Origin of the sequence: Sulfitobacter undariae (assembly GCF_014196805.1) — a bacterium.
Lineage (GTDB): Bacteria > Pseudomonadota > Alphaproteobacteria > Rhodobacterales > Rhodobacteraceae > Sulfitobacter > Sulfitobacter undariae.
In genome coordinates, this window is record NZ_JACIEI010000027.1 from 1 (window position 1) to 20,743 (window position 20,743).

Below are 20,743 nucleotides of genomic sequence, written 5' to 3' on the forward strand. Positions count from 1 at the left end.
GCCACGGCTCGGCACGGTTCGCCGGGAAAAAGGAACTGCGGACGCTGGAACAGGCGGACGGGCTTTTGATCGGTCGTAACCCGCGCACCGGCAAGCTCCTACGCTATGACGGTCCTGCCCATCTGCTGACGCTTGCCCCGACACGGGCGGGCAAAGGCGTCGGCACGGTGATCCCCAATCTGCTGCTGGCGGAACGCTCGGTGCTGGTCATCGACCCCAAGGGCGAGAATGCCCGGATCACGGGGGCGGCCCGCGAACAGTTTGGCACGGTCCATGTCCTCGATCCGTTCGGCGTCTCGGGCAGGCCGTCCGCGTCCTACAATCCGCTGGACCGGCTTGTCGCAAACAGCCCTGACCTGAGCGAAGATGCGATGTCATTGGCGGACGCACTGGTGGTGGACCCCGCCGGGCAGTCCGGTGATCCGCATTGGAACGAAGAGGCCAAATCCTTTCTGTCCGGGCTGATTATGTTCTGCGTGGCGCATGAAGAACCGGCGCGGCGCAATCTTGGGGCCGTCCGGGAATATCTCACCCTGCCCCCGGACCGGATGACGGCGCTGCTCAAGCTGATGCAGGACAGCGATGCAGCGGACGGTCTGGTGGCCCGCGCAGCAAACAAGTTTGTCGGCAAGGCGGAACGGGAAGCCGCCTCAGTCCTGTCCAACGCGCAGCGCCACACCCATTTCCTCGACAGCCCAAGGATCGCCAAAGTGATGGCGCGGTCGGATTTCCATTTCTCGGACCTGCGCCACCGGATCACGTCCATTTTCCTTGTGCTGCCCCCCAACCGCCTGGACGCCTACAGCCGTTGGCTGCGCCTTCTGGTGTCTCAGGCGCTCCAGGACATCGCACGGGACGCAGAGCAGATAGCATCTGTGGCAGTGTCAGCGACACCGGCAGGGCCTCACAGCCCCCAAATCGCCGCACAGCGGCCCGTGGAGCGCTTAAACCGCCCTGCCCTCTTCCTGCTGGACGAGTTTGCGGCTCTGGGGCGTCTTGAGGCTGTGGAACGCGCTATGGGGCTGATGGCGGGCTACGGGCTTCAGCTCTGGCCAATCTTGCAGGACATGAGCCAGCTCCGCGATCTCTACGGGGCGCGGGCTTCGACCTTCGTGGCGAACGCCGGGGTGCAACAGGTCTTCGGGGTCAATGATTTTGAAACGGCCAAGTGGATCAGTCAGACGATGGGACAAGAAACTATTGGCTATCAGACAGAAAGCCGCAAACCGGGCGATGTGCCGACAACCGGCACCTCAATCACAGGCCGCGATCTGCTGACCCCCGATGAGATTATGCAGCTTCCCCAAGAACTCCAGCTTCTGCGCGTTCAAGGCCAGCCCACGGCGATAACACAAAAGCTGCGCTATTACGCCGACCGCGAATTTGTCGGGCTGTTTGTCCCGCAGGACCAATGATCTGAAAAGGATGCTGCCCCATGTCTGACAAAACCTCACCGGATCAACCCGCCTTCCCGACCCTCTCGGATGATGAAATGCGCGACAGCCTTGAGCTGTTTGCCACGGCGCTGGCGGGAATGTCTGAGCGGATGGATGAACAGGGCAAATTACTGGCCAAGGTCAATCTCAGGGCGACTGAGGCACGATCAGCGGCGGTTGGGGCGCAGGACCAGACCAATCCCAAGCTCTATGGCGAGTTGATAGCCAAAACCGTTGATACCAAGCTCAATGATGTCACGGCTGATTTGATCGCAACCGAACACAATTTCTCTGTGGAAAGGGGAAAGCTGGCCGGTGTTGTGAAGCACCTGACCGATCAACGCGCTGATCTGATCAATCGCATTTGTGATCGTGAGGCCAAAGTGGAACGGTTCAAAGCACGTTTGCCGTGGCTTGCAGGTGGTCTCGCTGTCCTGTTCGTGGTCGGTCTGCTTGTTCTTCCTCGTTTCATAGCAGCTTACCCATCCGGCTGCGCTGTCCTTGGCGGTTTATGGACTTCCACAACAACGGGCGTTCCGATCTGTGTGCAGGACGCAAACGATGGTTGGTTTTGGTGAAGGTGGCGCTCTTTTGAATCATCTGAGTGAGTTAAATAGTGTTATAATAGGGTTACGCGATTTTGTGGTTCGCGTAAGGTTATGAAAAATATAAACGATTCAGCCTGAAAATTTGGAATCGGTGTGTGAAGTGACGATAATCGGTGTGTGAAGTGACGAAAGATGGTGTGTGAAGTGACGAAACTTGACGACAGGTGTGTGAAGTGACGATAGTAGGTTGTGGTGTGTGAAATGACGAATCTACTTTGGAAAGGTGGTGTGTGAAATGACGAAAGACCTTTTGCCTTCCCAGCGTTCGCCGCTGCTCCCTGACAGACACCCCCAGCGTGACCTTTTCGTGTGCGATATCGTCGACGCGGTTCCTAAAGGGGATATGTCCTCAATGGAAAATCCTGTCTTCACCCTTTCAACAAAACCGGACATGCGGACACGTCGCTATGAGCGTGGTGAAAACTGGATTCAGATTGCGCCGTCCCGTACTGGGCTGGCCACCGTCCATGACCGTGACGTGCTGATCTACTGTATCAGCCAATGCATGGCCGCTCTCAATGACGGGCAACCTGTGCAGAGGCGTATGCGCTTCAAAGCCTATGATTTGCTTGTGGCGACCAATCGGCAAACCTCTGGGCGCGGTTATGAGCTGTTGAAGGACGCCCTGCGTCGTCTGCAAGGCACCCAAATTGAAACCAATCTGCGCCAAGGCGGCAAAGAATACTTCAAGGTGTTCGGCCTGATAGACTCGGCGGAAATTGTGAAGGAAACTCGTGACGGTCGCATGCTCGATGTCGAAGTCACGCTGTCCGATTGGGTATTTGATGCGATTGAGAACAATCACGTTCTGACCCTGAATCGTCAATATTTCAAACTGCGCAAGCCTCTCGAACGTCGGCTTTATGAAATTGCACGCAAGCACTGCGGGGCGCAAAGCGCATGGAAGGTTGGAACAGAGCTTCTTCGCGACAAGTGTGGATCAAGCTCTACGCTCAAGGAATTTCGCCGCCTGCTGGGAAAGATCATCGAGGACGATGCGGAACATGACCACATGCCTGACTATGCTTTTGTCATAGAGGGTGACATCGTGATCGTGCGCCCCAAGAAAGGTATGCGGGAAGCCGCCCTTCCCTTCCCCTTGTCTTCGCTGCGGCTTGCGCCGGACACACATGCAGAAGCACGCCACCTCGCTCCAGGTTGGGACATGTATCATCTGGAAAACGAATGGCGTTCGTGGGTGTTAGAAAAGGGCATTGGCGTAAAGAACCCGAACAAACATTTCCTGAGCTTTTGCAGAAAACGTGGCGCATATAAGCGCTAAGGCGCTTTGCATGCATTCATGCTACTATTTTGCAGCACTACGGATTAGCGCGACTTCATTTTTGAATTTCTTGAAATATACCAAAGTGATACGTGAGGCTCACGGTCGAAACGGCGTCTTCAATGACCTTTCCTCGAATTGACAAATAGTCTGGCGAACTGATTATATTTGCGACTTCCACCTCCTTGGTAGACGGGTTGATAGAAATTAAATGCGCGTCGAACAGTTTGTGAATATCTCCTCGTAGAAGCAGACCATTCTCAGGCTTGTCGCGGTTGGCATATTTTGCAGCATACGGGATGATGTGTGCCGCTTCGAGCACCGAAACTTCACTGGTTCCTGTGATGGCGCATTGGTTGGGGCGTTGTGCCAACAACGCCTTTCGAAATGCGTTTTGGTATCGACGTAGAACCACTTGGCGCAAGGCCGTAATATCTTCGGTTGTTTCAAGACTCTGAGCGGCATTTGGATCGGGGTTTTGATTTTCGTACTCAGCGATCTTATGAATCTTCTCTCGTACGGCAGAGAAAATTGTCTCAACATCCACTTCTGAAACAGGCCACGTTCGGCTATGTCGGCTTGCATCAATTTGGGAGATGAATCCTTCATTCCCTTTTTGTGCTCGCAAGAGTTCTTTTCCGACGGGGCGCTCAAAAAAGACGGCATCTAAAATCTGCACCTTTTGGTCTGATTGTTTTGGCCCAAAGTGGACAACTGCTGTGAGACCCCTTCCACGTTCGCCTTCCTTTTCCTGTTCGTGAAGCCAAACAAAACTTCGAAAACCAGTGGCAAGGAACTCCTCAACGTAGATGTTCTCCTTATGAAGGCTCGGAACCTGAACGGTACGGCCAATCCAGCTTTTGACAGAGGGCTGTACGCCGCGCTCGTCGAACAACTCGAGTGAACTGGCTTTGATAAAATACTGAATATCTTGCTGCCGGAAAGAGTGCGCTTTGCTAGCGCCTAGCTTTAATCGTTGTTGGGCTGCGGCAATAACGTCGCTGGTGAACCGCTCAGGATATTTCAACACAATCGCTTCATAGCTCTGCTTGGAATCAACCTCTTCGAATCCGGCAGACGCGTTCAGCACGCGGCCCGAAATAACTGTAACCGCCCCATGGGTATTGATGTCCCGTGGCTCGTAGCCAAGACTGGCACGCGCACCTTTACTACGTTTGACATCCTGCCAATGGTCGTAAACCTGCGCGAGATCATTTTCGAGTGGGTCAGCACTATCTCTGAGAGCTTGCAATACTTCGGACATGGGATGGTTCCTGTTTTTTGCTTACTGTGTGCAAATGGTAGATTTTCTGCAACCTGCGAAACTTGCGCAGGCCCAAGATCGGGGTCATCCCCAGTAAGCACCTATTTGTGAAAATCTGCATGATTGCATGCAAGGCGCATTAGCGCTAAGTCGCTATTCATGCTTGGCGCTAATACTGCAAGCATGCTAGTATCGCGCAAAACAGGTGAACTGGAGCAGTAACAATGACCTATATCATAGGAATGGTCTCCCAAAAGGGAGGCGTTGGAAAGTCGACTCTGGCCCGCATGATGGCCAGAGAGTTCGTTGCGGGAAGTCTCACGACCAAGATCGCGGACTTGGATACACAGCAGCAAACTTGCGCTCACTGGGCAGGTCGTCGGGCCGAAAACGGCGTTACCCCGGAAATGCAGGTGCAGAGCTTCGCTTCGGTCAAGACTGCGCTTGAAGATGCGCCTCGCTTCGATGCGCTTATCCTTGATGGCAAACCGAACGCTTCTGAACAAACATTGGAGATCGCCAAGGCCGCTGATCTCGTCGTGATCCCAACGGGGCAGACGATTGACGATCTGCATCCTGGTGTCGTTCTCGCACATAGCTTGCGCAAGAAGGGTATCTCGCCTGAGAAGATTGCCTTCGCCATGTTCAAGACCACGGGCAGCGAACGTGAGAATGTCGCGGCAAGGCAGTACCTGACAGAAGCTGGATATCTGGTTCTTGATGGCGAAGTTTCGGTTTCTACGGCTTATGGATCGGCTTCGGACATGGGCAAGGCAATCACAGAAACCTCGTTCCGCACCCTTAATGACCGTGCCGCCAAGCTGGCGCAGAGCGTTATCGACAAAATGGCAGAACTTCAGGAACGGCAGGTGGCATAATGACTACGAACATCACCAAGTTGAAACGCAGCAAGGGCGCTCCACCACCGGCAGATGTGACGCCCGACGTGATTGCAGACGACACACGCACTGAAAAAGTTGAGCTGAAGCCGCTTCAGGTCCGTATCCCCAAAGCGGTTTTTGAAGAGTTTTCTGAGCAAGCAGGGCGCGAATTTGGATTTAGTCACGGTTCGAAGAAGCAGCTTTTTCTCAGGATGTGGCAAGCATACAAAGCGCAAAACATGTAAGCATGATTGCATGCAGGGCGCTTTTGCGCGGTGCATGCAATTTTTAGATTTGTTGCTCAACCCAGTGAATGTGATGAAAGGCAGATTGCCTTGACAAAAGTTTTAAATTACGTACTTTACGCTTAGTACGTAAAGGAGCGCAGTATGAACACGCGGATCGTAGAAGAATTTCCAAAAACAGCAATGAACCGGAAAGCTACGGATGTCTGGACTGCCGCCACACGCGGTCCTGTGAGCCTGTCTGATCACGGCACGTCACGGTTTGTCTTGATGCCCCGCGACATGTTTGACGATCTGACGTCGCGGGCTGATCCGCGCCTCGTCCGTGCAACGGCTGACACGCCAAAGGAAGAGGCAGATGCGCTTTTGGCCGTGTTGGATGATGTGATTAACAGCGATGACTAAGCCAAAAATTGGCGACATCTGGCGCTACCCATATCTTTGGAAGCGCGAAGCGGATGCTGGAGAGGAGGGCGGTCGCAAGCCCCGTCCAACAGCCTTGTCAGCTGTTGTGCCGGTCTCAGCAAAATCAACATTGCTCTATCTCTTGCCCATTACCGGGACCGAGCCGACCAAAGATCAAAATGCCTTGGAAATACCAGCGACAGAAATCCGCCGTGCGGGTCTGTCCGAGTATAAGCGGCTTTGGATCATCTTTGATGAATACAACCGCGATGAGCTGGAAGCGAGTTTCTACTTTGAACCAAACGCTGGGATAGGTGCGTTTTCCAAGGCGTTTCTGAAAGTCATGTCTATGAGATTTGCTCAGGCAATTCGCGAACAGCGGGCAAGCCTAGTCAATCGGCAGGATTGAAGCAGCACTCTGAATGAGGTCGTCGAAGACTACGTTGATGTGTGCGCAAAGATGGGTAAAGAACCGCAGAAGGGCTTTGGATAGTACGGCAGGGTAGGGGTTTGACTGAATTGGAAACGGGTATGACAGACGCTGACACTATTCTGACAGCACGAACGGCGGAACTTGAAGCCATTGATGATACGATCATGTGTGAGGTTGCTGGCGTTGCCCAAGCAGCCGATAATCTGCGCAAGGCTCTTGATATACTTGATAGTCTTCTCGATGAACGTAAGTTCGAAAAAGCTGCCGCCTTGGGGTACCGAGATATCGCTTCGGCCTTCATTTTCCTTCAACGCACGTTGGGCGGGCTACAAAGCGCCGAATTGGATCGTGACACTTTTACTTCAAGCATTGCAGTACAACTGCACTGCGCGTTTGAGGATGTGGCGCCCCATGTCGCAGCGCGTCTGCAATGCTTGGAACCAAAGCCGGACCTGAGTGATGAAGAACTTGCGGCGGCCAAAGTCAGCTTCACAGCTCGGATCAGGAAGATGACGTCGAACATACCAGAATAGCTGACTATAATTTTTCACTGAGGGTCATAGTGAAAATAACGCCGGTCTTCTTGCGCCTCTCCGCTTAACATACAAGGGCTTATAGGCCATTTCATGGGTAAAGACGTCGTTGGTTGAAGTATGAATCGTCACTCACCCAATCCATTACTAAGAAGGCAAAATTTTGAAATCATTAGCAATTTTAGTTGGTAACGCAGAATATGCGCACGAAAATAATCTCCCATGCTGCCGCGAAGATGTGTCCGCGTTCCATTCCCTCTTAGAAGCTACCGGACGGTTTGATGAAATCATACCCAAGGTAAATTTAGATGCTGACGGGATGCGAACCGTGGTTAGAGAAGCGTTGTCATTAAACGAAGAATACGAAGAGGTTTTCTTCTTCTTTTCAGGCCATGGAAGCCACATTGCTAATGACCTCTATCTGTGTGGCACAAGCTTTGACGGCTCGCGCCCAAATGAGACAGGGCTTTCGCATAGTGACCTGATCGATATTTTTAGAGCCGCCGCCCCTAAAGTTCTTATCACTGTGTTTGATGCGTGCTTCTCAGGCACCCCTCTAGTTAAAGGCGCGCCAGTGGTGCCTGAAATTGCAAAAAACGGACTACAAAATGTTCTTCAGTTTTCGTCATCACTTGATAGTCAGACGTCTCTAGGTGGCGAAAAGCTTAGTGAGTTTACTCGTGCTTTTCTGGAAGCAAGTGTTAGAAAAACAGAGGGTGAAGTTTATTATACAGACATCAAAAACGCGCTACGTGATGAGTTTATCGGCAACGATGCTCAGACGCCTTTCTTTGTCAATCAAGGCACTGGTAGAGAGCGGTTAGTCGATGACGTAAAGAAGCTGGTTACCTTCAAGAAAAAGCTTGAGACGATTTGGTCGTCCAAGGATGGTGTTACTGAAGGTGATGCAACTGAAGAAGACAGCTTAGAAGTAACGCAAGTCGAACCGTTAACTACATTACAGGCGCTCGCAGCTATCGAAGACAAAATGGCTACCCCAGAAGATGCAGAGGCACTCATCGGAAAGATTTTTGATGGCGTTGCTGATAGATTTGGGGCGAGTGATTTTGCCGAATTTTTTGAAGACGAAATCACCAATCATTCCGATTTCTATGAGACGGCCTCTGAAGAGTTTATGATCCGCGTACTGTCACGTGAAGAACGATATGATCGTCTTGTCACCGCTGAAGTTAGGAGAGAGAAAAAGAAGTCTTCACCCTTCGAAACAGCCTTAGCCGGCGTGATGGCATCATTTAATCAAGATTGGGAAGAGCACTATGACCTGCGGTTAAATTGCACTCTCTCTAGAGCGCAAATTAAGCTCAAACTTACTCCGAAGTACCGAGCTCTTAAGCAGCTACAGTTAGAATTAAGCTGCGCACCAAGCCTTGAACATTGTTACGTATTCGAGGTGCTCACTCAACACTCGCGTATGGATTGGGATGCGTTCGCAACCAATGGTTCTGAAGTCATCAGACGGTGGTATAAATTAGAATGGGATGCTGATCCTGAATTTCTTATTGAGAAGGTCTGCAAAAAGCTAACGGCAGCGATCACGGAACACATAGAAAGTACGACTAAGCGCATTCGAGATGAGTGACCTGAATGGTGCATAAACCATAGGTTTTCGACCACATCGACCACGCCTGTAAGATCGATGGGGTAGGGTGGTACATAAATCCAGTGCGGATCATGATGATTTAACAGAATTGGTAATAGTGTTAAATGATCCGTACGCAATCAACGTCAACGGATAGGGCAGGGGACAGTTTTGGGCCTTGTCGTTTAACAGTCTTCGGGTAAACTGTTAAATGTGAGTGAAATGACCCTTTATGACCCCAATGGAAACCGCCTGTACCTCAACGCTGAAGAGCGGGCCGCATTTCTGTCCGTGGCCCGTCAGCGGCCAGCGCGTGATCGCACTCTATGCGAGACTTTGCACTACACCGGCTGTCGACCCTCAGAGCTGATCGAAATCACGCCAGCCCGCATCGACCTCTCCGGTGGGGCGGTGGCCATCAGGTCGCTCAAGAAACGCAAGGACAGCTCGGGCGAGCAGAAAGCGGTTTACCGTGCCGTTCCAGTCCCGCCAGAGTTTCTCGATACCCTGAACACCGCGCACGGCATCAGAGAGGCGCAGAAATCGCGCAAGCTGGCGCATGTGCCGATCTGGGCGCTGTCCCGTGTCAGAGTCTGGCAGATCGTCAAAGGCGTGATGATCGAGGCTAAGATAGCCGATGCGGCGCACCGCAGCCCTAAAGGCTTGCGGCACGGCTTCGGGATAAATGCTGTGGTGAAGGGCATCCCGCTGCACATGCTGCAAAAGTGGATGGGACATGCGCAATTGTCCACCACGACGATCTACGCCGACGCGATTGGCAAAGAAGAGCAGGACATTGCTGCGAAGATGTGGAGCTGACCGATGCACCTCACACGAACAGACCCGGACGCTAATCTTTATCGGTACTATCGCCTAGAGATCGTTAAAGGCCTCTTCGGAGACTGGGGCTTGATACGGGAGTGGGGCCGGATCGGCAGTTCGGGGCGGGTGCGCACAGATTGGTTTGGAAGTGAAGACGATGCCAAAGACGCCCGTTTTGCCTTGCAAATGGACAAGGCAAAACGAGGCTATGACTAATCTATTATTGGGTGGCTAGATGCGAGCATACTACCGTAAAAAATTGAACAAGTTGCTTGAAGCCGCTGGGAATGAAGAATTCATACAGTTGCTTTGGGCAACGCGGATGCTCCAAACTGACACACCAGACGTTGCCCGTAAGTACTTTGATCCAAGCACCATACCGGACGGCGCTATCGGTGCTGAGTTTTCAAACAGGCTATCTATCAAGCAATGGGAGATTGAAACGCTTGCCAATGAATTGATGACCGTCCCGAAAGCGAAACTAAGGAAATCGGGTAAGGTACGTACTTTGCGTTGGGACCACTTCCAGTCGTCACTTAGTTGTGCCAACTGGCTCAGGGATCTTGAAAACGCAGAATTCAGTATTCAGAAAAGCCAACAAGACATCTTCATCGAAATGGGTCGGATAGCCGCTCGGCAGTTCGACTGGCAACGTGGTTTTGTAAATATACCTCAATTCTACCGAAATGCTTACGTCTATGGGCAAGGGGAGTGTGCCAGCTATTTTGAAAAAACCCATGGAATTTCTCTAAACCGGTTCTCTCAAATCGGCTTCATGCTGTTTGTCTGTCTGATGAATTTTCCTGTTATCCGCAACAATGCCACTTGGGCCACGCTAGACGTGAAGTGGGAGGAAATAGAAAAAGTTCTTGCTCTGATTGCCTTACCTTATCCGAATGCAGCAAAGCTAGCGCGAGAGAGGCGGAGTAAGGTCATTCATACCGCTGACAAACCAAGCATACTACGCCAAGCACCTTGCCTGCGTTTCGGAAAGAACGGTGAAAGAGTCCGCGCACCCTTACCTGAGTTGATCCTTGAACGCGTTACGTCTGGTGTGTTCTACGATGTCGTCGGTGGCGGCGGCGCTATCAGAGACGACTACGGGCGACGTTTTGAAGATTATTGTTTTCGATATCTTTCTGAATCCCTTGCTGGACCAGAATGGGAGCGTGAATTCAGCTACAAAAAGAAGCCGCAGTCCTTTGCGTCTCCCGACATTCTCTGCATGGTCGATGGGGATTTGGATATTGCAGTAGAATGCAAAGCCACAAGAATGTCCCAAGAAGCAATGTTCGGCAAAGACCCGATGGCTGCGAGAGGCTACGAAGATATGACCAAGGCTGTGTTTCAACTTTGGCGATTTTTCTCGCATTGTCGTCGTGGTTTCACGGGGCGAGGTGTCAGAGATGATGCTGTGGGGGTCGTGTTGACGCTGGATAACTGGCTTACGATGGCAGAGTCCTTGCGGCGAAAAGTGTTAGAGGATGCCAAAAATTTGGCTGATCAAAAAGACCCTGAAATCACCGCAGTTGATCGGAGGCCTATTACATTTGTCGCTGCTCCAGAACTTGAAAGAGTGCTTTCAGTTGCCACCCACACCAGCTTCAAAGCAGCTTTGATTGAGTCCAACTCGGACGAGAGAATAGGTTGGCGGTTGGATACAATGTTTCGCGATGCAAATGGCGATGATTTGCCCGAAAAGCGCGGTTATCCTTATGCCAATGACTTAGGGCGTTTGCTACCGTGGTGGAATGATCGCCCAAAACGCGGTTGACGCCAGTGCCATAGCTCTCAAAGGCAATAACCTGCCATAATCGCAAAGCTTTTGCCCGATGTTTTTGTCACGACTAAGTGTTTGATTTTTGGTGGGGCAGGGTAGGGCGGCACAACGGACCGTTTTTGGCCGGTACCATTAGCTCATCCCGAAAGGTTGGTGCTAGACCGTCTTTGCCTCATACGTAACGTCTTGGACGTGCTAACTCCTTACATTGTCCTTGATCTATCGATAGCGAAAATTAACCATGTAATCAGTCATTTCTTTCCAAGACAGCGCCTGCCTCCGATGTGAAGCATGTTCGAGTGCGGAAAGTCGTCGCCGATCTTAACGCTGTAGAGGAAGAGAATATGCCCGAAAATCACACACCGGACGATGGTCACAACCACGCGCACGGCGGTTTTCTGAACCGGATTCTCGGTGGACGCGCCGAAGTCATCTTTGCCGTCTTGTGCGGTATTTGCCTGCTGCTTGGGTGGCTGGGACCGAAATACGGCATAATGTCCGAACAATTCGGATTTGGCCTGTTGTTGGCGGCTTACTTCTTCGGTGGGTATTTCACCCTGCGCGAGGCCGTTGAAAAAATTTCCAAGGGTCAGTTCCAGATTGATTTTCTGATGCTGGTGGCCGCGTCGGGTGCGGCCATTCTGGGGGAATGGGCCGAAGGGGCCTTCCTGCTGTTTCTGTTCAGCGTTGGTCATGCCCTTGAAAACTACGCCATGGGCCGGGCCAGAAACGCCGTGGCGGCCTTGGCCGGCCTGACACCGGACGAGGCTTTGGTCCGCAGGGGTGACAAAACCGAAACCGTCTTGATCGAAAACCTGCTGGTGGGTGACATTGTCGTTGTCCGTTCCAACGAACGTCTTCCGGCGGATGGCTTTGTGGTCAAGGGATCAAGTGCCGTAAATCAGGCCCCGATTACGGGCGAAAGTGCGCCGGTCGACAAACTGCCTGTCGATGATCCCGAATTTGCCGCCGCCAATCTGGACAAGCTGACACCGCAAACCCGCGTCTTTGCTGGGTCTATCAACGGCAGCGGCAGCCTGGATGTTCAGGTCACGAAACTGTCGGGTGAATCGACATTGGCGCGGGTGGTGACACTGGTCGCCGAGGCACAGACACGCCAGTCACCAACGCAGAATTTTACCAAGAAATTCGAAAAGATATTTGTGCCCTGCGTCATTGCGCTGGCCTTCGTGACCAGCTTTTCGTTCCTAATTCTGGACGAAACCGCCGCCCAGAGCTTTTACCGTGCGATGGCCGTTCTGGTCGCGGCCAGTCCCTGTGCCTTGGCAATCGCGACGCCCAGTGCCGTTCTATCGGGGGTCGCCCGCGCCGCGCGTGGCGGCGTGTTGATCAAAGGTGGCGCGCCGCTGGAAGCCATGGGGCATCTGGACGCGATTGCCTTTGACAAGACCGGCACGCTGACCATCGGCGAACCGCATCTGGTCGAAATCACACCTTACGGCGATGCGACCGAGACAGAGTTGTTGCAGGTCAGTGCCGCCGTCGAGATGCTGAGCGATCACCCGCTGGCACAGGCCGTTGTAAGAGATGTCAAAGACCGCCTCGGCGATTTGCCGTCCGAAGCCTCGGATTTTGCCAATATCATCGGGCAGGGCGTGTCTGCGAAGGTTGATGGCAAGGTCGTTCATATCGGCAAGACCGCCCTGTTTGAAAGTGTCGCAGGCTTGCCTTTGCCCGACGACTTGCGGGGCACGGTTGAGGCGATGTCGCAAAATGGCCGCACGACGATGATCGTCAGAAGCGGCGACAGGTATCTTGGCGCAATTGGCCTGATGGATACCCCCCGAGAAGACGCGCGTTCGGTTATCGCCGCGCTGCGTGATCTGGGACTGAAGCGGATGATGATGATCTCTGGTGACAACCAGAATGTCGCGAATGCTGTCGCCAAGGAGGTCGGTCTCGACACAGCGTTCGGCGATCTGATGCCCGAGGATAAGGTAACCAAAATTGCAGCGCTCAAGGCGGACGGTGGCGTGGCGATGGTCGGCGACGGCGTGAACGACGCCCCCGCGATGGCCAATGCCACGGTGGGCATTGCGATGGGGGCCGCAGGGTCGGACGTCGCGCTGGAAACGGCCGATATCGCGCTGATGGCCGATGATCTACAGACCTTGCCGTTTGCCGTGGGCCTAAGCCGCAAGACCAGCCGCATTATCCGTTTGAACCTGTGGTTCAGTCTTGGCGTTGTTGCACTGCTCATTCCGGCGACGTTGTTTGGTTTGGGGATCGGACCGGCTGTTTTGGTCCACGAAGGATCAACACTGGTTGTCGTTGCCAATGCCTTGAGATTGCTGGCTTTCAAGGACAATCGCGTCAAATCGGCGTAGCGTCGGGCATCTGTTCATCCGAGGGTGGGACGGTCAAATGGACGGGTGCCTCGGCAAGATTTGGATGGATCCGACCAACCTGAAGACAAATGCCGAGTCTGATGCCCGACGAACAACCGTTCGCGCCTAGGCAAGTTGATTTGAGAGTCAAAGCGCATAGACGATCATTATGACCGTGATCATGACGATGGAGAACATAGCGAAGGCACCGAGAGCAAGTGTCCGCCCCATGTCGCGGTTTGGCTTGTCCACCTTCAGGCGTAACTCCTCGGCGGTTTCGGGAAATTCCAGCGCAGCCGAGTTCGAGCCCCGCATCAGGTTATGACGGTTGTTCCAGCGCCGCACCTCTGCCGCGTTCCATCCGTTCATCACGAGGATGATCGCCGCGATCAGAACCATGGAGGACGGTATCCAGATCACGTAACCGCCAATGGTTTCATCTGCTAACGCTTCAAAGGCGCTGCCTGTCTGCGATGCTTGCTGCAGGTCGTAAAGCCTCACCTCTTTGAGAGTTGTCAAAGATCCCAGAAAGATGTTTGAGACAATCACTGCGAACGCCGACATGAGCCTTGCGCCACGCCGCGCGCCCTCGGGCGGATCGCGCGTGTCCAAAAGCATTCCGAAATACCAAAGCCCCGCCAGCACCATCGACAGATGGGCGAGCATTTCAAGCGCCGCAATACGCTGTGCCAGATCGTAGAGCGGTGGAACCTGCCAGACGAAAAGAGCCACGACGATCAACGCGGTGGCAGATACCGGATGTGCCATGAGCCGAAGGATGGCGTTGTTACCGAATGCGCGCAGGTGACGACGCCAGCGTTTCGTCAGACCGGCCAGCAAAAATCGCCAAGGCTGGGACGTCGCGATAAGAAGCGGCCCCGCAAGGCGCAGCAGCAGATGTTCCACCTGATGCACAGAAAACAGCTTGTGCCCCAAGGGGGCAAGGGGGGCGTTCGTGGCGATTAGGATGCAGGCCAGACCGGCAAGGAAAAGGGCCTGCCGCCAGGCAGGAACCCGCTCGGAAAAACGCGAAATCCTGCCAATTCCACGCATATAAAGCCATGCCGCGACAGTGACGAAGAACAGCGACACCGGCGAAATCGCGTTGCCGAGCGGATCAGAAAGGATGGAATAGCTGATGTTTGGTTCCTGCCTGTCTGTCTGTCGATCTGTCAGCCGAAACTTGCGACATTCGAAAACCTGCTCCTGCCTCTTCCGTCATGGGTACATCATCGAAAGGCGGTCCCGCGCGGACATTGGGCCGATTGATGAAGCCGAAGCCACCTGCCAGCCCGCACTGCTCTGTCCGAATCGCTGAAAAGCTCAAATCACGCCACCCGACGACGAATCCTTGTTTCGGCTTCGGGTACATCCTCTAGCAACTTTAGGTTCAAGGGGCATTTTCTCTGCCGCCGGAAATATTCCTTTCTGCAGGCCAATCATAGGCTCAGTGGAGGCGTAAGCCCGCTGTTTTCGAGATTCCAAGTGGCCTGCCACGTGTCCGATCGTCGTTCCAGGACAAGATAGTTCCGCTGGGCGACATAACGTCCGCGCTGTCCTGGCAGCGGCAGAATGCGGACCCTATGCCGAGGCAGCGGTGCTTCGCCCAATTGTGCAAGACTGCCGAGAAACCTGGCCCAAGCTACGGGGGGTGCCCGGTGCGCGATGCCGGACGCCACAAGCTGGTCGATCCGAAGGCCCTCTGCAAGGCCCATCACGGCCCGCGTTGCCAGATGAATCTCCCCGGAAACCACCGTGAGGTTCTGCCCGTCGGCGCGCGCCATGTCCCGCACAAGGCGCAACATCCGCGCCCACTCCGCGCGATGAGCACGGCTTTGCCACTGGTCGCGCAGATCGTCCTCGTATTTCTGCATACGGGGAATGACGACCATCAGCGCCTCGAGGATCGACAGTCGCGGCCCAAGCAATGGCACGCTCGACATCAGGAGCGTGCGGCCCGACGCCCCTGTTGCAGCTTCAGCTTCCATCATTGACCATCCACCCGTGCCCATGACACTCCTGCGCGTGCGCTCCGATCTCAGGTCCGGTGCCAGAATGCGCAACCCGGGCGCACGAACACCCCAGCCAAGGTGGTGCCCCGCCGGGTCGTGGAACCGTGCGGGAAGATCGCCCTCTGCCGCCGCCTGCTGGAAAATCAGAAAACTTTCCCGTGCTGCCGCGAACAACGTCTGGCCGACCACCGAATGGGTCTGCCATCGCCTGAGCGAGCCCCAGCCGTCGCAGATATCGTGATCGTCCCACTGCATCAGCGATGGCACACGTGCGGCAATCCAGGCAAATTCCGGTGCCGCGTAAAGCGCAGCGTAGCGATCAAAAAACCGCTCGCGCAGGTGGTGACGCAGATCGGCCAGATCGGCTTGGGAAGGATCGTCTGGAAACTGCGACGGCCAGTCCTCGCTCAGGGGATGGCCTTGCGTGACTTCGTCGGCGTAGACCTGATCGCCGCCATGCAGCAGCATTGCGAAAGGATCTTCGCGGTGCGCTTGGCACAGCCGCGCCCACATCGCGTTGCGCTCCGACCCTTCGCGCTCCAGGTCGCCGATCTCTTCACCGTTGCACGACACAAACGCGATCCGCAGATCGTCGCGCAAATCGCCAGCTACTAGGTAGGATTCGCCGTTCCAGTGATACTCAGAAGGCCGGTCGGCGGGCAGGTCGAACCGCGTGCGCCAGACCGTCGCGCTGTCGAACCGTGCCAATACTTCAACGTCATGCACCCCGCCGGGAGTTTCGACGGGCGGCGGGTGTTCCCCCCCATCCACAATGAACAGCGCCGAAAGCGTCAGCGTGCCATCGCCGATATTGTCGAGGATAAGGATAGGGCCAATCAGGGGCGCACGGGCAGCGGTCATGGCGTTCTGCCCGGAATGCGAGGCGATATCGTCATGGGCGATGATCCCGACCGGTACAGGTCCAATACGGATCGTACGGAATTTCAAGCATCCCGCGCCCGAATGTTCGCCCGGATGGGGGTGTCTTCAGCCGCAGTACCAAGCCACGCGAAACTCGAGCCTCCGTCTTGCCTACAATCGCTACCACCGCGACCTGCGCCGCAGGATAATCGGGAGCGCAATTAGCGCGGCAGAACCAGCAAGCCACACGAGTATCAGCCCGCCCTTGGCGAGCAAATGCACCGGACCAACGGCCCATCCGACCAACCCGTCCACATTCGCGGCGTCGCGTAACGCTGACACCTCGTTGCCGAGGCCGAACCAGCGCGCGAAACCGACGCCGAGATCGGTTGCGGGACCTGCCATGCCCGCTGCCCATGCCAGCAGCGGATCGACCAGCGCCCAGACACCGAGCGCCAGCAGTGACCAGATCACGATCCCGCCTATCAGAACTGCTCCCGGGATGCGTGGGATGCGCGCGGGAGCGTTGTCATCGTAGCGGCCATAGTTTTCGTATTGTGCACCATCGTCGTATCGATCACTGCTCCGCCGGTACTTCGTACGCCTGAAAAGATGATGGCCCATATCTATACATCCTCATGCATGGAGTGACTCTTTGGTCTGGGCCAAATCGGCATCCTCGACCTGGATCGTGGTGTGGGTAATGCCAGGTCCCATTTCAGGCTGCCCTTGTGGCGAATGGCGGAGGTTCCTCCGCCGCTGCCGCCGTGTCCCACGCCTATGCCCGTCTCTTTCCTCAGTCGAACAATTCGTGCAGCCAGGACTTCCGGCGCGAACCGTGTTTGCCGTATCCGCTACCATGATGTCCACCGCCGTGCTTGCCGGAACGATAACCACGATCATCGTCGTCGTCACGCCGGTCACGTGCGCCTGACGGTGGTGGTGTCGCTTCACCGATGCTGCGCTCTATGATCTTGTCAAGTTCGCCGCGGTCGAGCCAGACCCCCCGGCAATCGGGGCAGAAATCGATCTCGATCCCCTGCCGGTCCGACATGCTCAACGCGACATCGCAAACCGGGCAGCGCATGGCTCCCCTTCTTCCTGTATTTCGTTCCGGGTTCCGACCCGGTTCCTTCAATTCAACTACCATCTTGTGGTTCTCCTTTCATTCTGGTGAGGCAGGCTAGACTAACAAATTCCGCTATCAATAACGGTGGTATTCCCGGGTTCTTACCACCCGTACTTGTTTCAATTATCGCGCAACTTCTGCCGATCTTAGGCACATAACATCTACAGTAACTGTAGGTTCAAGGGTGGTCGGTAATATTTTTTTGTGCGTTGAAAATGTGACCGCGTCACCAAGCATTGCGACAGCCTCATGCCGTAATTTCAAATCACTGATAACCGCCGTCTTGATGAAAGATTTGCGACAAAAGCCTTCGCGCAATTGCCCCTGTTTTCGAAAGACCATTACGAAATCCGTGACTGAAAAAACGATCCATTTCAGGAGGGGTCAATAGTCCCACATCAATTCCGGGGATTGCCGACATCCATTCACTCGACCCCATCAAGGACGAGCGACAGGTCAGTGACTAAGGCCCGGATCGCGATCAATCTCACGATCCTGCTCGGCCTCCCGGTCCGTTTCCACCTCACGATCATCCTCAATATCCAGCTTTTCACGTGGCTTGTTCAACACGTCATTCAGCCGCTCACGGATCGAAGGCTTTGGTCCAGGTTCAACGCCCTGCTCCAGATCGGCATGTCCGTCCAGCTTGTGTGTTGACGCCTGCGGCGCACTCGTTGCCTCACGGTCCAGAATACCTTTCAGCCGCTCACGGGCGTAATTGTATCCTTCCTTGCCATCTTCGAGGGTCCGCTCCTCGCCCCCGCCCTTATCCAAGATACCGGCCAACCGCTCGCGAACGTCATCTTCTCCACGCTCGCCACTGCGGTCTTTATCGACTGCCGCCCTGAGTGCGGCCAGACCGGCAGAGACACGCCCCTGCCCCTCGTCGCGGGCCATGCCATAGGTCTCCCGCACCACATCCAAGCGCTCGCGCATTTCCTGAAACACCATCCGCGCCTGACGGGCCGCATGGGTCACGGCACCGCGCTCCGTCAGCGGCACATACTCCCGCCCTTCGCGCTCCGCTGCGGCCTTCTCGCGACGCTCCATCGAGTTGGCCGCTGGCCCCAACTTCAGCTCTGGATCGCGGTCCAGCTCGTCGGCGGATAGCGTGTCACCCCGATCCAAGGCCGTTTCGCGCTGCTTCTCAAGGGACCGATGATCGACCCGTTCAACCTCCCCTGCCCGCTCCAAGGCACGGTTCTGCAACTCGGCCCAGACACCGCGCATCTGCTCGATCTCGACGCCGCCGGTCCGTGCGGAATCCAGCACCCGTGTCTTGGCGGTAAACCCCTCGGCTTCCAACTTGCGAGTAGAGGTCAGAACATGCGCATGGTGGTTGCGCTGATCGCCTTCGCGGTTCGGGGCATGGATCGCCACATCGACGGCCACGCCGTACCGACTGACGAGCTGCTCGGCGAACTCACGGGTGATCTGTGACCGAACCTCGGCACTGATTTCGAACGGCAGGGACAGCTCCCATTCGCGGGCCGTAACGGAGTTGCTGCGGGTCTCACTGGCCTCGGCGGCGTTCCATAATGCGGACCGGTCCTGCGCCCAATCGGGGGCATTGTGGGGCGCAACAATGAACGTCTCCTCAATGCCCTGCTTACGAGTATAGTCGTGGATGCGGCCCTCACGCTGGCACTCGATGCGCTCGCCCGCACGGTAGGCCCCTGCCGCCGTTGCGGTGCGTCCAGCGCTGCGTTTGATCGTCTTCACGGAGAGGTGGTAGCTGGCCATCAGCGCACCACCGAACAGAGACGCAAACACCGTGATGACGCGCCGCTGCTGACCCCTGCCAATGCCACAACATTGGCTGTCAGGTCAGCCGTCTTTTCCCCGCAGGCCCGCGCCCCACAACGCTGGGGCCGGAGCGGAAAAGACAGCCCGTTTGAAGCGGTCCACTGGACCACTGCGACACGGTCTTGCAGAGAACAATCCACAACCTGCCCAGCCTTATGATGGGCGGCAGGATGTGGATTGTTCTTTGCGGTTTGCGCCCAGCAAACCCGGCTTGTGTTGGCACCGACAGGTCCGACAACACAAGGCTCCCGAAACGGAGACACCATCGTCAGACCGGCCCCCAGCGTGGGGCATCGGTCGAGACGCTGGTGCGAGGGTGAGGCGGCATTTTCAGAAAGGCTCCGGGGGAGCGTTTCGCCGCCGAACGGATGCGCTCCAACCGCCAAGGTTGGTCTGGGAAGGTTTGGAAGGGGCAACGCGCCCTTCCATGTCGCGGCGGCACGCAGCGAAGGGGTTGGCCATCGGCTGGGGGGTTCCCCCAAGAGGATCGCACGCAAATCTCGAAACCGCAGGTGTAGAGTTTGCATAAGTGCGCCCTTGTCCTTTACAGGCCTACGGGTAAACGCTATCTCTCGGTCTGACAAGCGCTACCTCAATCCAGCTCTTTTTGGAAACGGAGTCTAACCATTGGCCGAAACCGAACTTGAGAAAGCCGAAAAGCGATACGCCCAGGCCAAGGCCCGTCTACAGGCGCTCAAGAATCGTGAGACCACCAGACAGCGCAAAATGGACACTCGCCGCAAAGTGATCCTCGGTGGCGCTCTGCTTGATCTGGCTGAACGGGATAGTAACGCTGCCGCCATGCTGGATCGGCTCGTTCGCAACCTCCCCCGCGCTCAGGATCAGAAGGCGTTTGTCGATTGGGACGCACCCTCGGCCTCCCCATCTCCGACTAGCCCGGATGCCTCGTCCTGATGCGGACATTTAGCCTGATCATGGATCGTCTGTTCAGGTTCTTTCAACGCCTGATCGTGACACCGTTCCTGTTCGGCTGGCTGATCCTGTGGCTGCTGTTGGGCGCGGCGTTCTCGACCCTTGTGGCCACTCCGTTCATCTTCGCTTTCTTCCGCGAGAACCCTGGTGAAAGTGCTTGGCATTGGGTGGTCTTTGGACCCTTCATGCTGATCGGCATTGTCCTCGCATATCGAGACTGGCTGGAGCGCTCCGGTGCCGAAAACTTCTTCGGTGGGTTTGGGCGCGACAGCCACGGCTCGGCACGGTTCGCCGGGAAAAAGGAACTGCGGACGCTGGAACAGGCGGACGGGCTTTTGATCGGTCGTAACCCGCGCACCGGCAAG

The 20,743-nt window shown here is 55.3% G+C and carries 21 protein-coding genes and 1 pseudogene; 15 read left to right on the forward strand and 7 right to left on the reverse strand.

The annotated features are described in order from the left end of the window. Positions 1-65: 65 nt before the first annotated feature. The 3 genes from GGR95_RS18300 to GGR95_RS18310 all read left to right on the forward strand — a co-directional run bounded on the left by GGR95_RS18300 (position 66) and on the right by GGR95_RS18310 (position 3,326). A complete protein-coding gene (locus tag GGR95_RS18300) occupies positions 66-1,415 on the forward strand; it encodes a type IV secretory system conjugative DNA transfer family protein (RefSeq protein ID WP_246423452.1) in 1,350 nt (449 codons plus the stop codon). Between the two features lie 20 nt (positions 1,416-1,435). Next, positions 1,436-2,014 carry a hypothetical protein gene (locus tag GGR95_RS18305; protein WP_184568319.1) on the forward strand — a complete coding sequence of 193 codons (579 nt, stop codon included), beginning with the start codon at positions 1,436-1,438 and terminating at the stop codon, positions 2,012-2,014. 265 nt (positions 2,015-2,279) lie between these two features. Beyond that, complete coding sequence (locus tag GGR95_RS18310) at positions 2,280-3,326, forward strand: replication initiator protein A (RefSeq protein ID WP_184568320.1); 1,047 nt, start codon at positions 2,280-2,282, stop codon at positions 3,324-3,326. Positions 3,327-3,381: 55 nt separating this feature from the next. Here the strand turns inward: GGR95_RS18310 and GGR95_RS18315 are convergent, their stop codons facing one another. Beyond that, positions 3,382-4,590 carry an HNH endonuclease gene (locus GGR95_RS18315; protein WP_184568321.1) on the reverse strand — a complete coding sequence of 403 codons (1,209 nt, stop codon included), beginning with the start codon at positions 4,588-4,590 and terminating at the stop codon, positions 3,382-3,384. 224 nt (positions 4,591-4,814) lie between these two features. Here GGR95_RS18315 and GGR95_RS18320 point away from each other — a divergent pair, with 224 nt between their 5' ends. The 10 genes from GGR95_RS18320 to GGR95_RS18365 all read left to right on the forward strand — a co-directional run bounded on the left by GGR95_RS18320 (position 4,815) and on the right by GGR95_RS18365 (position 13,637). Beyond that, positions 4,815-5,468: a ParA family protein gene (locus tag GGR95_RS18320; RefSeq protein WP_184568322.1), complete on the forward strand. Its 654-nt coding sequence runs from the start codon at positions 4,815-4,817 to the stop codon at positions 5,466-5,468. Then, positions 5,468-5,716, forward strand: a complete 249-nt coding sequence (locus GGR95_RS18325) for a hypothetical protein (protein ID WP_184568323.1) — start codon at positions 5,468-5,470, stop codon at positions 5,714-5,716. Before GGR95_RS18320 ends, GGR95_RS18325 begins: the two co-directional genes overlap by 1 nt. 144 nt (positions 5,717-5,860) lie before the next feature. After that, positions 5,861-6,121 carry a type II toxin-antitoxin system prevent-host-death family antitoxin gene (locus GGR95_RS18330; protein ID WP_184568324.1) on the forward strand — a complete coding sequence of 87 codons (261 nt, stop codon included), beginning with the start codon at positions 5,861-5,863 and terminating at the stop codon, positions 6,119-6,121. Further along, positions 6,114-6,530 carry a hypothetical protein gene (locus GGR95_RS18335; RefSeq protein ID WP_184568325.1) on the forward strand — a complete coding sequence of 139 codons (417 nt, stop codon included), beginning with the start codon at positions 6,114-6,116 and terminating at the stop codon, positions 6,528-6,530. The genes GGR95_RS18330 and GGR95_RS18335 overlap by 8 nt, the downstream gene beginning before the upstream one ends. 122 nt (positions 6,531-6,652) lie before the next feature. Further along, a complete protein-coding gene (locus tag GGR95_RS18340) occupies positions 6,653-7,087 on the forward strand; it encodes a hypothetical protein (protein WP_184568326.1) in 435 nt (144 codons plus the stop codon). Between the two features lie 163 nt (positions 7,088-7,250). After that, positions 7,251-8,687, forward strand: a complete 1,437-nt coding sequence (locus tag GGR95_RS18345; RefSeq protein WP_184568327.1) for a caspase family protein — start codon at positions 7,251-7,253, stop codon at positions 8,685-8,687. Between the two features lie 222 nt (positions 8,688-8,909). Further along, entirely contained in the window at positions 8,910-9,506 is a 597-nt protein-coding gene (locus GGR95_RS18350) for a tyrosine-type recombinase/integrase (protein WP_184568328.1), read from the forward strand. Between the two features lie 3 nt (positions 9,507-9,509). Continuing rightward, positions 9,510-9,725 carry a WGR domain-containing protein gene (locus GGR95_RS18355; protein ID WP_184568329.1) on the forward strand — a complete coding sequence of 72 codons (216 nt, stop codon included), beginning with the start codon at positions 9,510-9,512 and terminating at the stop codon, positions 9,723-9,725. 43 nt (positions 9,726-9,768) lie between these two features. Continuing rightward, on the forward strand, positions 9,769-11,283 hold the full coding sequence (locus GGR95_RS18360; RefSeq protein WP_221385029.1) for a hypothetical protein: 1,515 nt from the start codon (positions 9,769-9,771) through the stop codon (positions 11,281-11,283). 350 nt (positions 11,284-11,633) lie between these two features. Then, the gene (locus tag GGR95_RS18365) at positions 11,634-13,637 is read left to right on the forward strand and encodes a heavy metal translocating P-type ATPase (protein ID WP_221385030.1); all 2,004 of its coding nucleotides are present in this window, start codon (positions 11,634-11,636) and stop codon (positions 13,635-13,637) included. A gap of 147 nt (positions 13,638-13,784) precedes the next feature. On the opposite strand, the gene GGR95_RS18370 is transcribed toward GGR95_RS18365, so the two are convergent. From GGR95_RS18370 to GGR95_RS18395, 6 genes are all read right to left on the reverse strand, one after another. After that, positions 13,785-14,729 (reverse strand): cytochrome c oxidase assembly protein, encoded by a 945-nt coding sequence (locus GGR95_RS18370; RefSeq protein WP_343042409.1) that lies wholly within the window; start codon positions 14,727-14,729, stop codon positions 13,785-13,787. A 347-nt stretch (positions 14,730-15,076) separates the two neighbouring features. Beyond that, on the reverse strand, positions 15,077-16,510 hold the full coding sequence (locus tag GGR95_RS18375) for an alkaline phosphatase D family protein (protein ID WP_184568337.1): 1,434 nt from the start codon (positions 16,508-16,510) through the stop codon (positions 15,077-15,079). A 180-nt stretch (positions 16,511-16,690) separates the two neighbouring features. Beyond that, on the reverse strand, positions 16,691-17,134 hold the full coding sequence (locus tag GGR95_RS18380; protein ID WP_184568332.1) for a hypothetical protein: 444 nt from the start codon (positions 17,132-17,134) through the stop codon (positions 16,691-16,693). 172 nt (positions 17,135-17,306) lie between these two features. Then, complete coding sequence (locus GGR95_RS18385) at positions 17,307-17,597, reverse strand: TFIIB-type zinc ribbon-containing protein (RefSeq protein ID WP_037955031.1); 291 nt, start codon at positions 17,595-17,597, stop codon at positions 17,307-17,309. Positions 17,598-18,095: 498 nt separating this feature from the next. Then, positions 18,096-19,382, reverse strand: a complete 1,287-nt coding sequence (mobQ, locus tag GGR95_RS18390) for a MobQ family relaxase (RefSeq protein ID WP_184568333.1) — start codon at positions 19,380-19,382, stop codon at positions 18,096-18,098. Continuing rightward, the gene (locus GGR95_RS18395; RefSeq protein WP_184568334.1) at positions 19,382-19,972 is read right to left on the reverse strand and encodes a hypothetical protein; all 591 of its coding nucleotides are present in this window, start codon (positions 19,970-19,972) and stop codon (positions 19,382-19,384) included. The genes mobQ and GGR95_RS18395 overlap by 1 nt, the downstream gene beginning before the upstream one ends. A gap of 199 nt (positions 19,973-20,171) precedes the next feature. On the opposite strand from GGR95_RS18395, the gene GGR95_RS18400 reads away from it, so the two are divergent. Both GGR95_RS18400 and GGR95_RS18405 read left to right on the forward strand, forming a co-directional pair. Next, positions 20,172-20,360 (forward strand): hypothetical protein, encoded by a 189-nt coding sequence (locus GGR95_RS18400; protein WP_246423453.1) that lies wholly within the window; start codon positions 20,172-20,174, stop codon positions 20,358-20,360. Positions 20,361-20,380: 20 nt separating this feature from the next. Then, positions 20,381-20,743 (forward strand): annotated as a pseudogene (locus tag GGR95_RS18405) (type IV secretory system conjugative DNA transfer family protein); the annotation flags it as partial.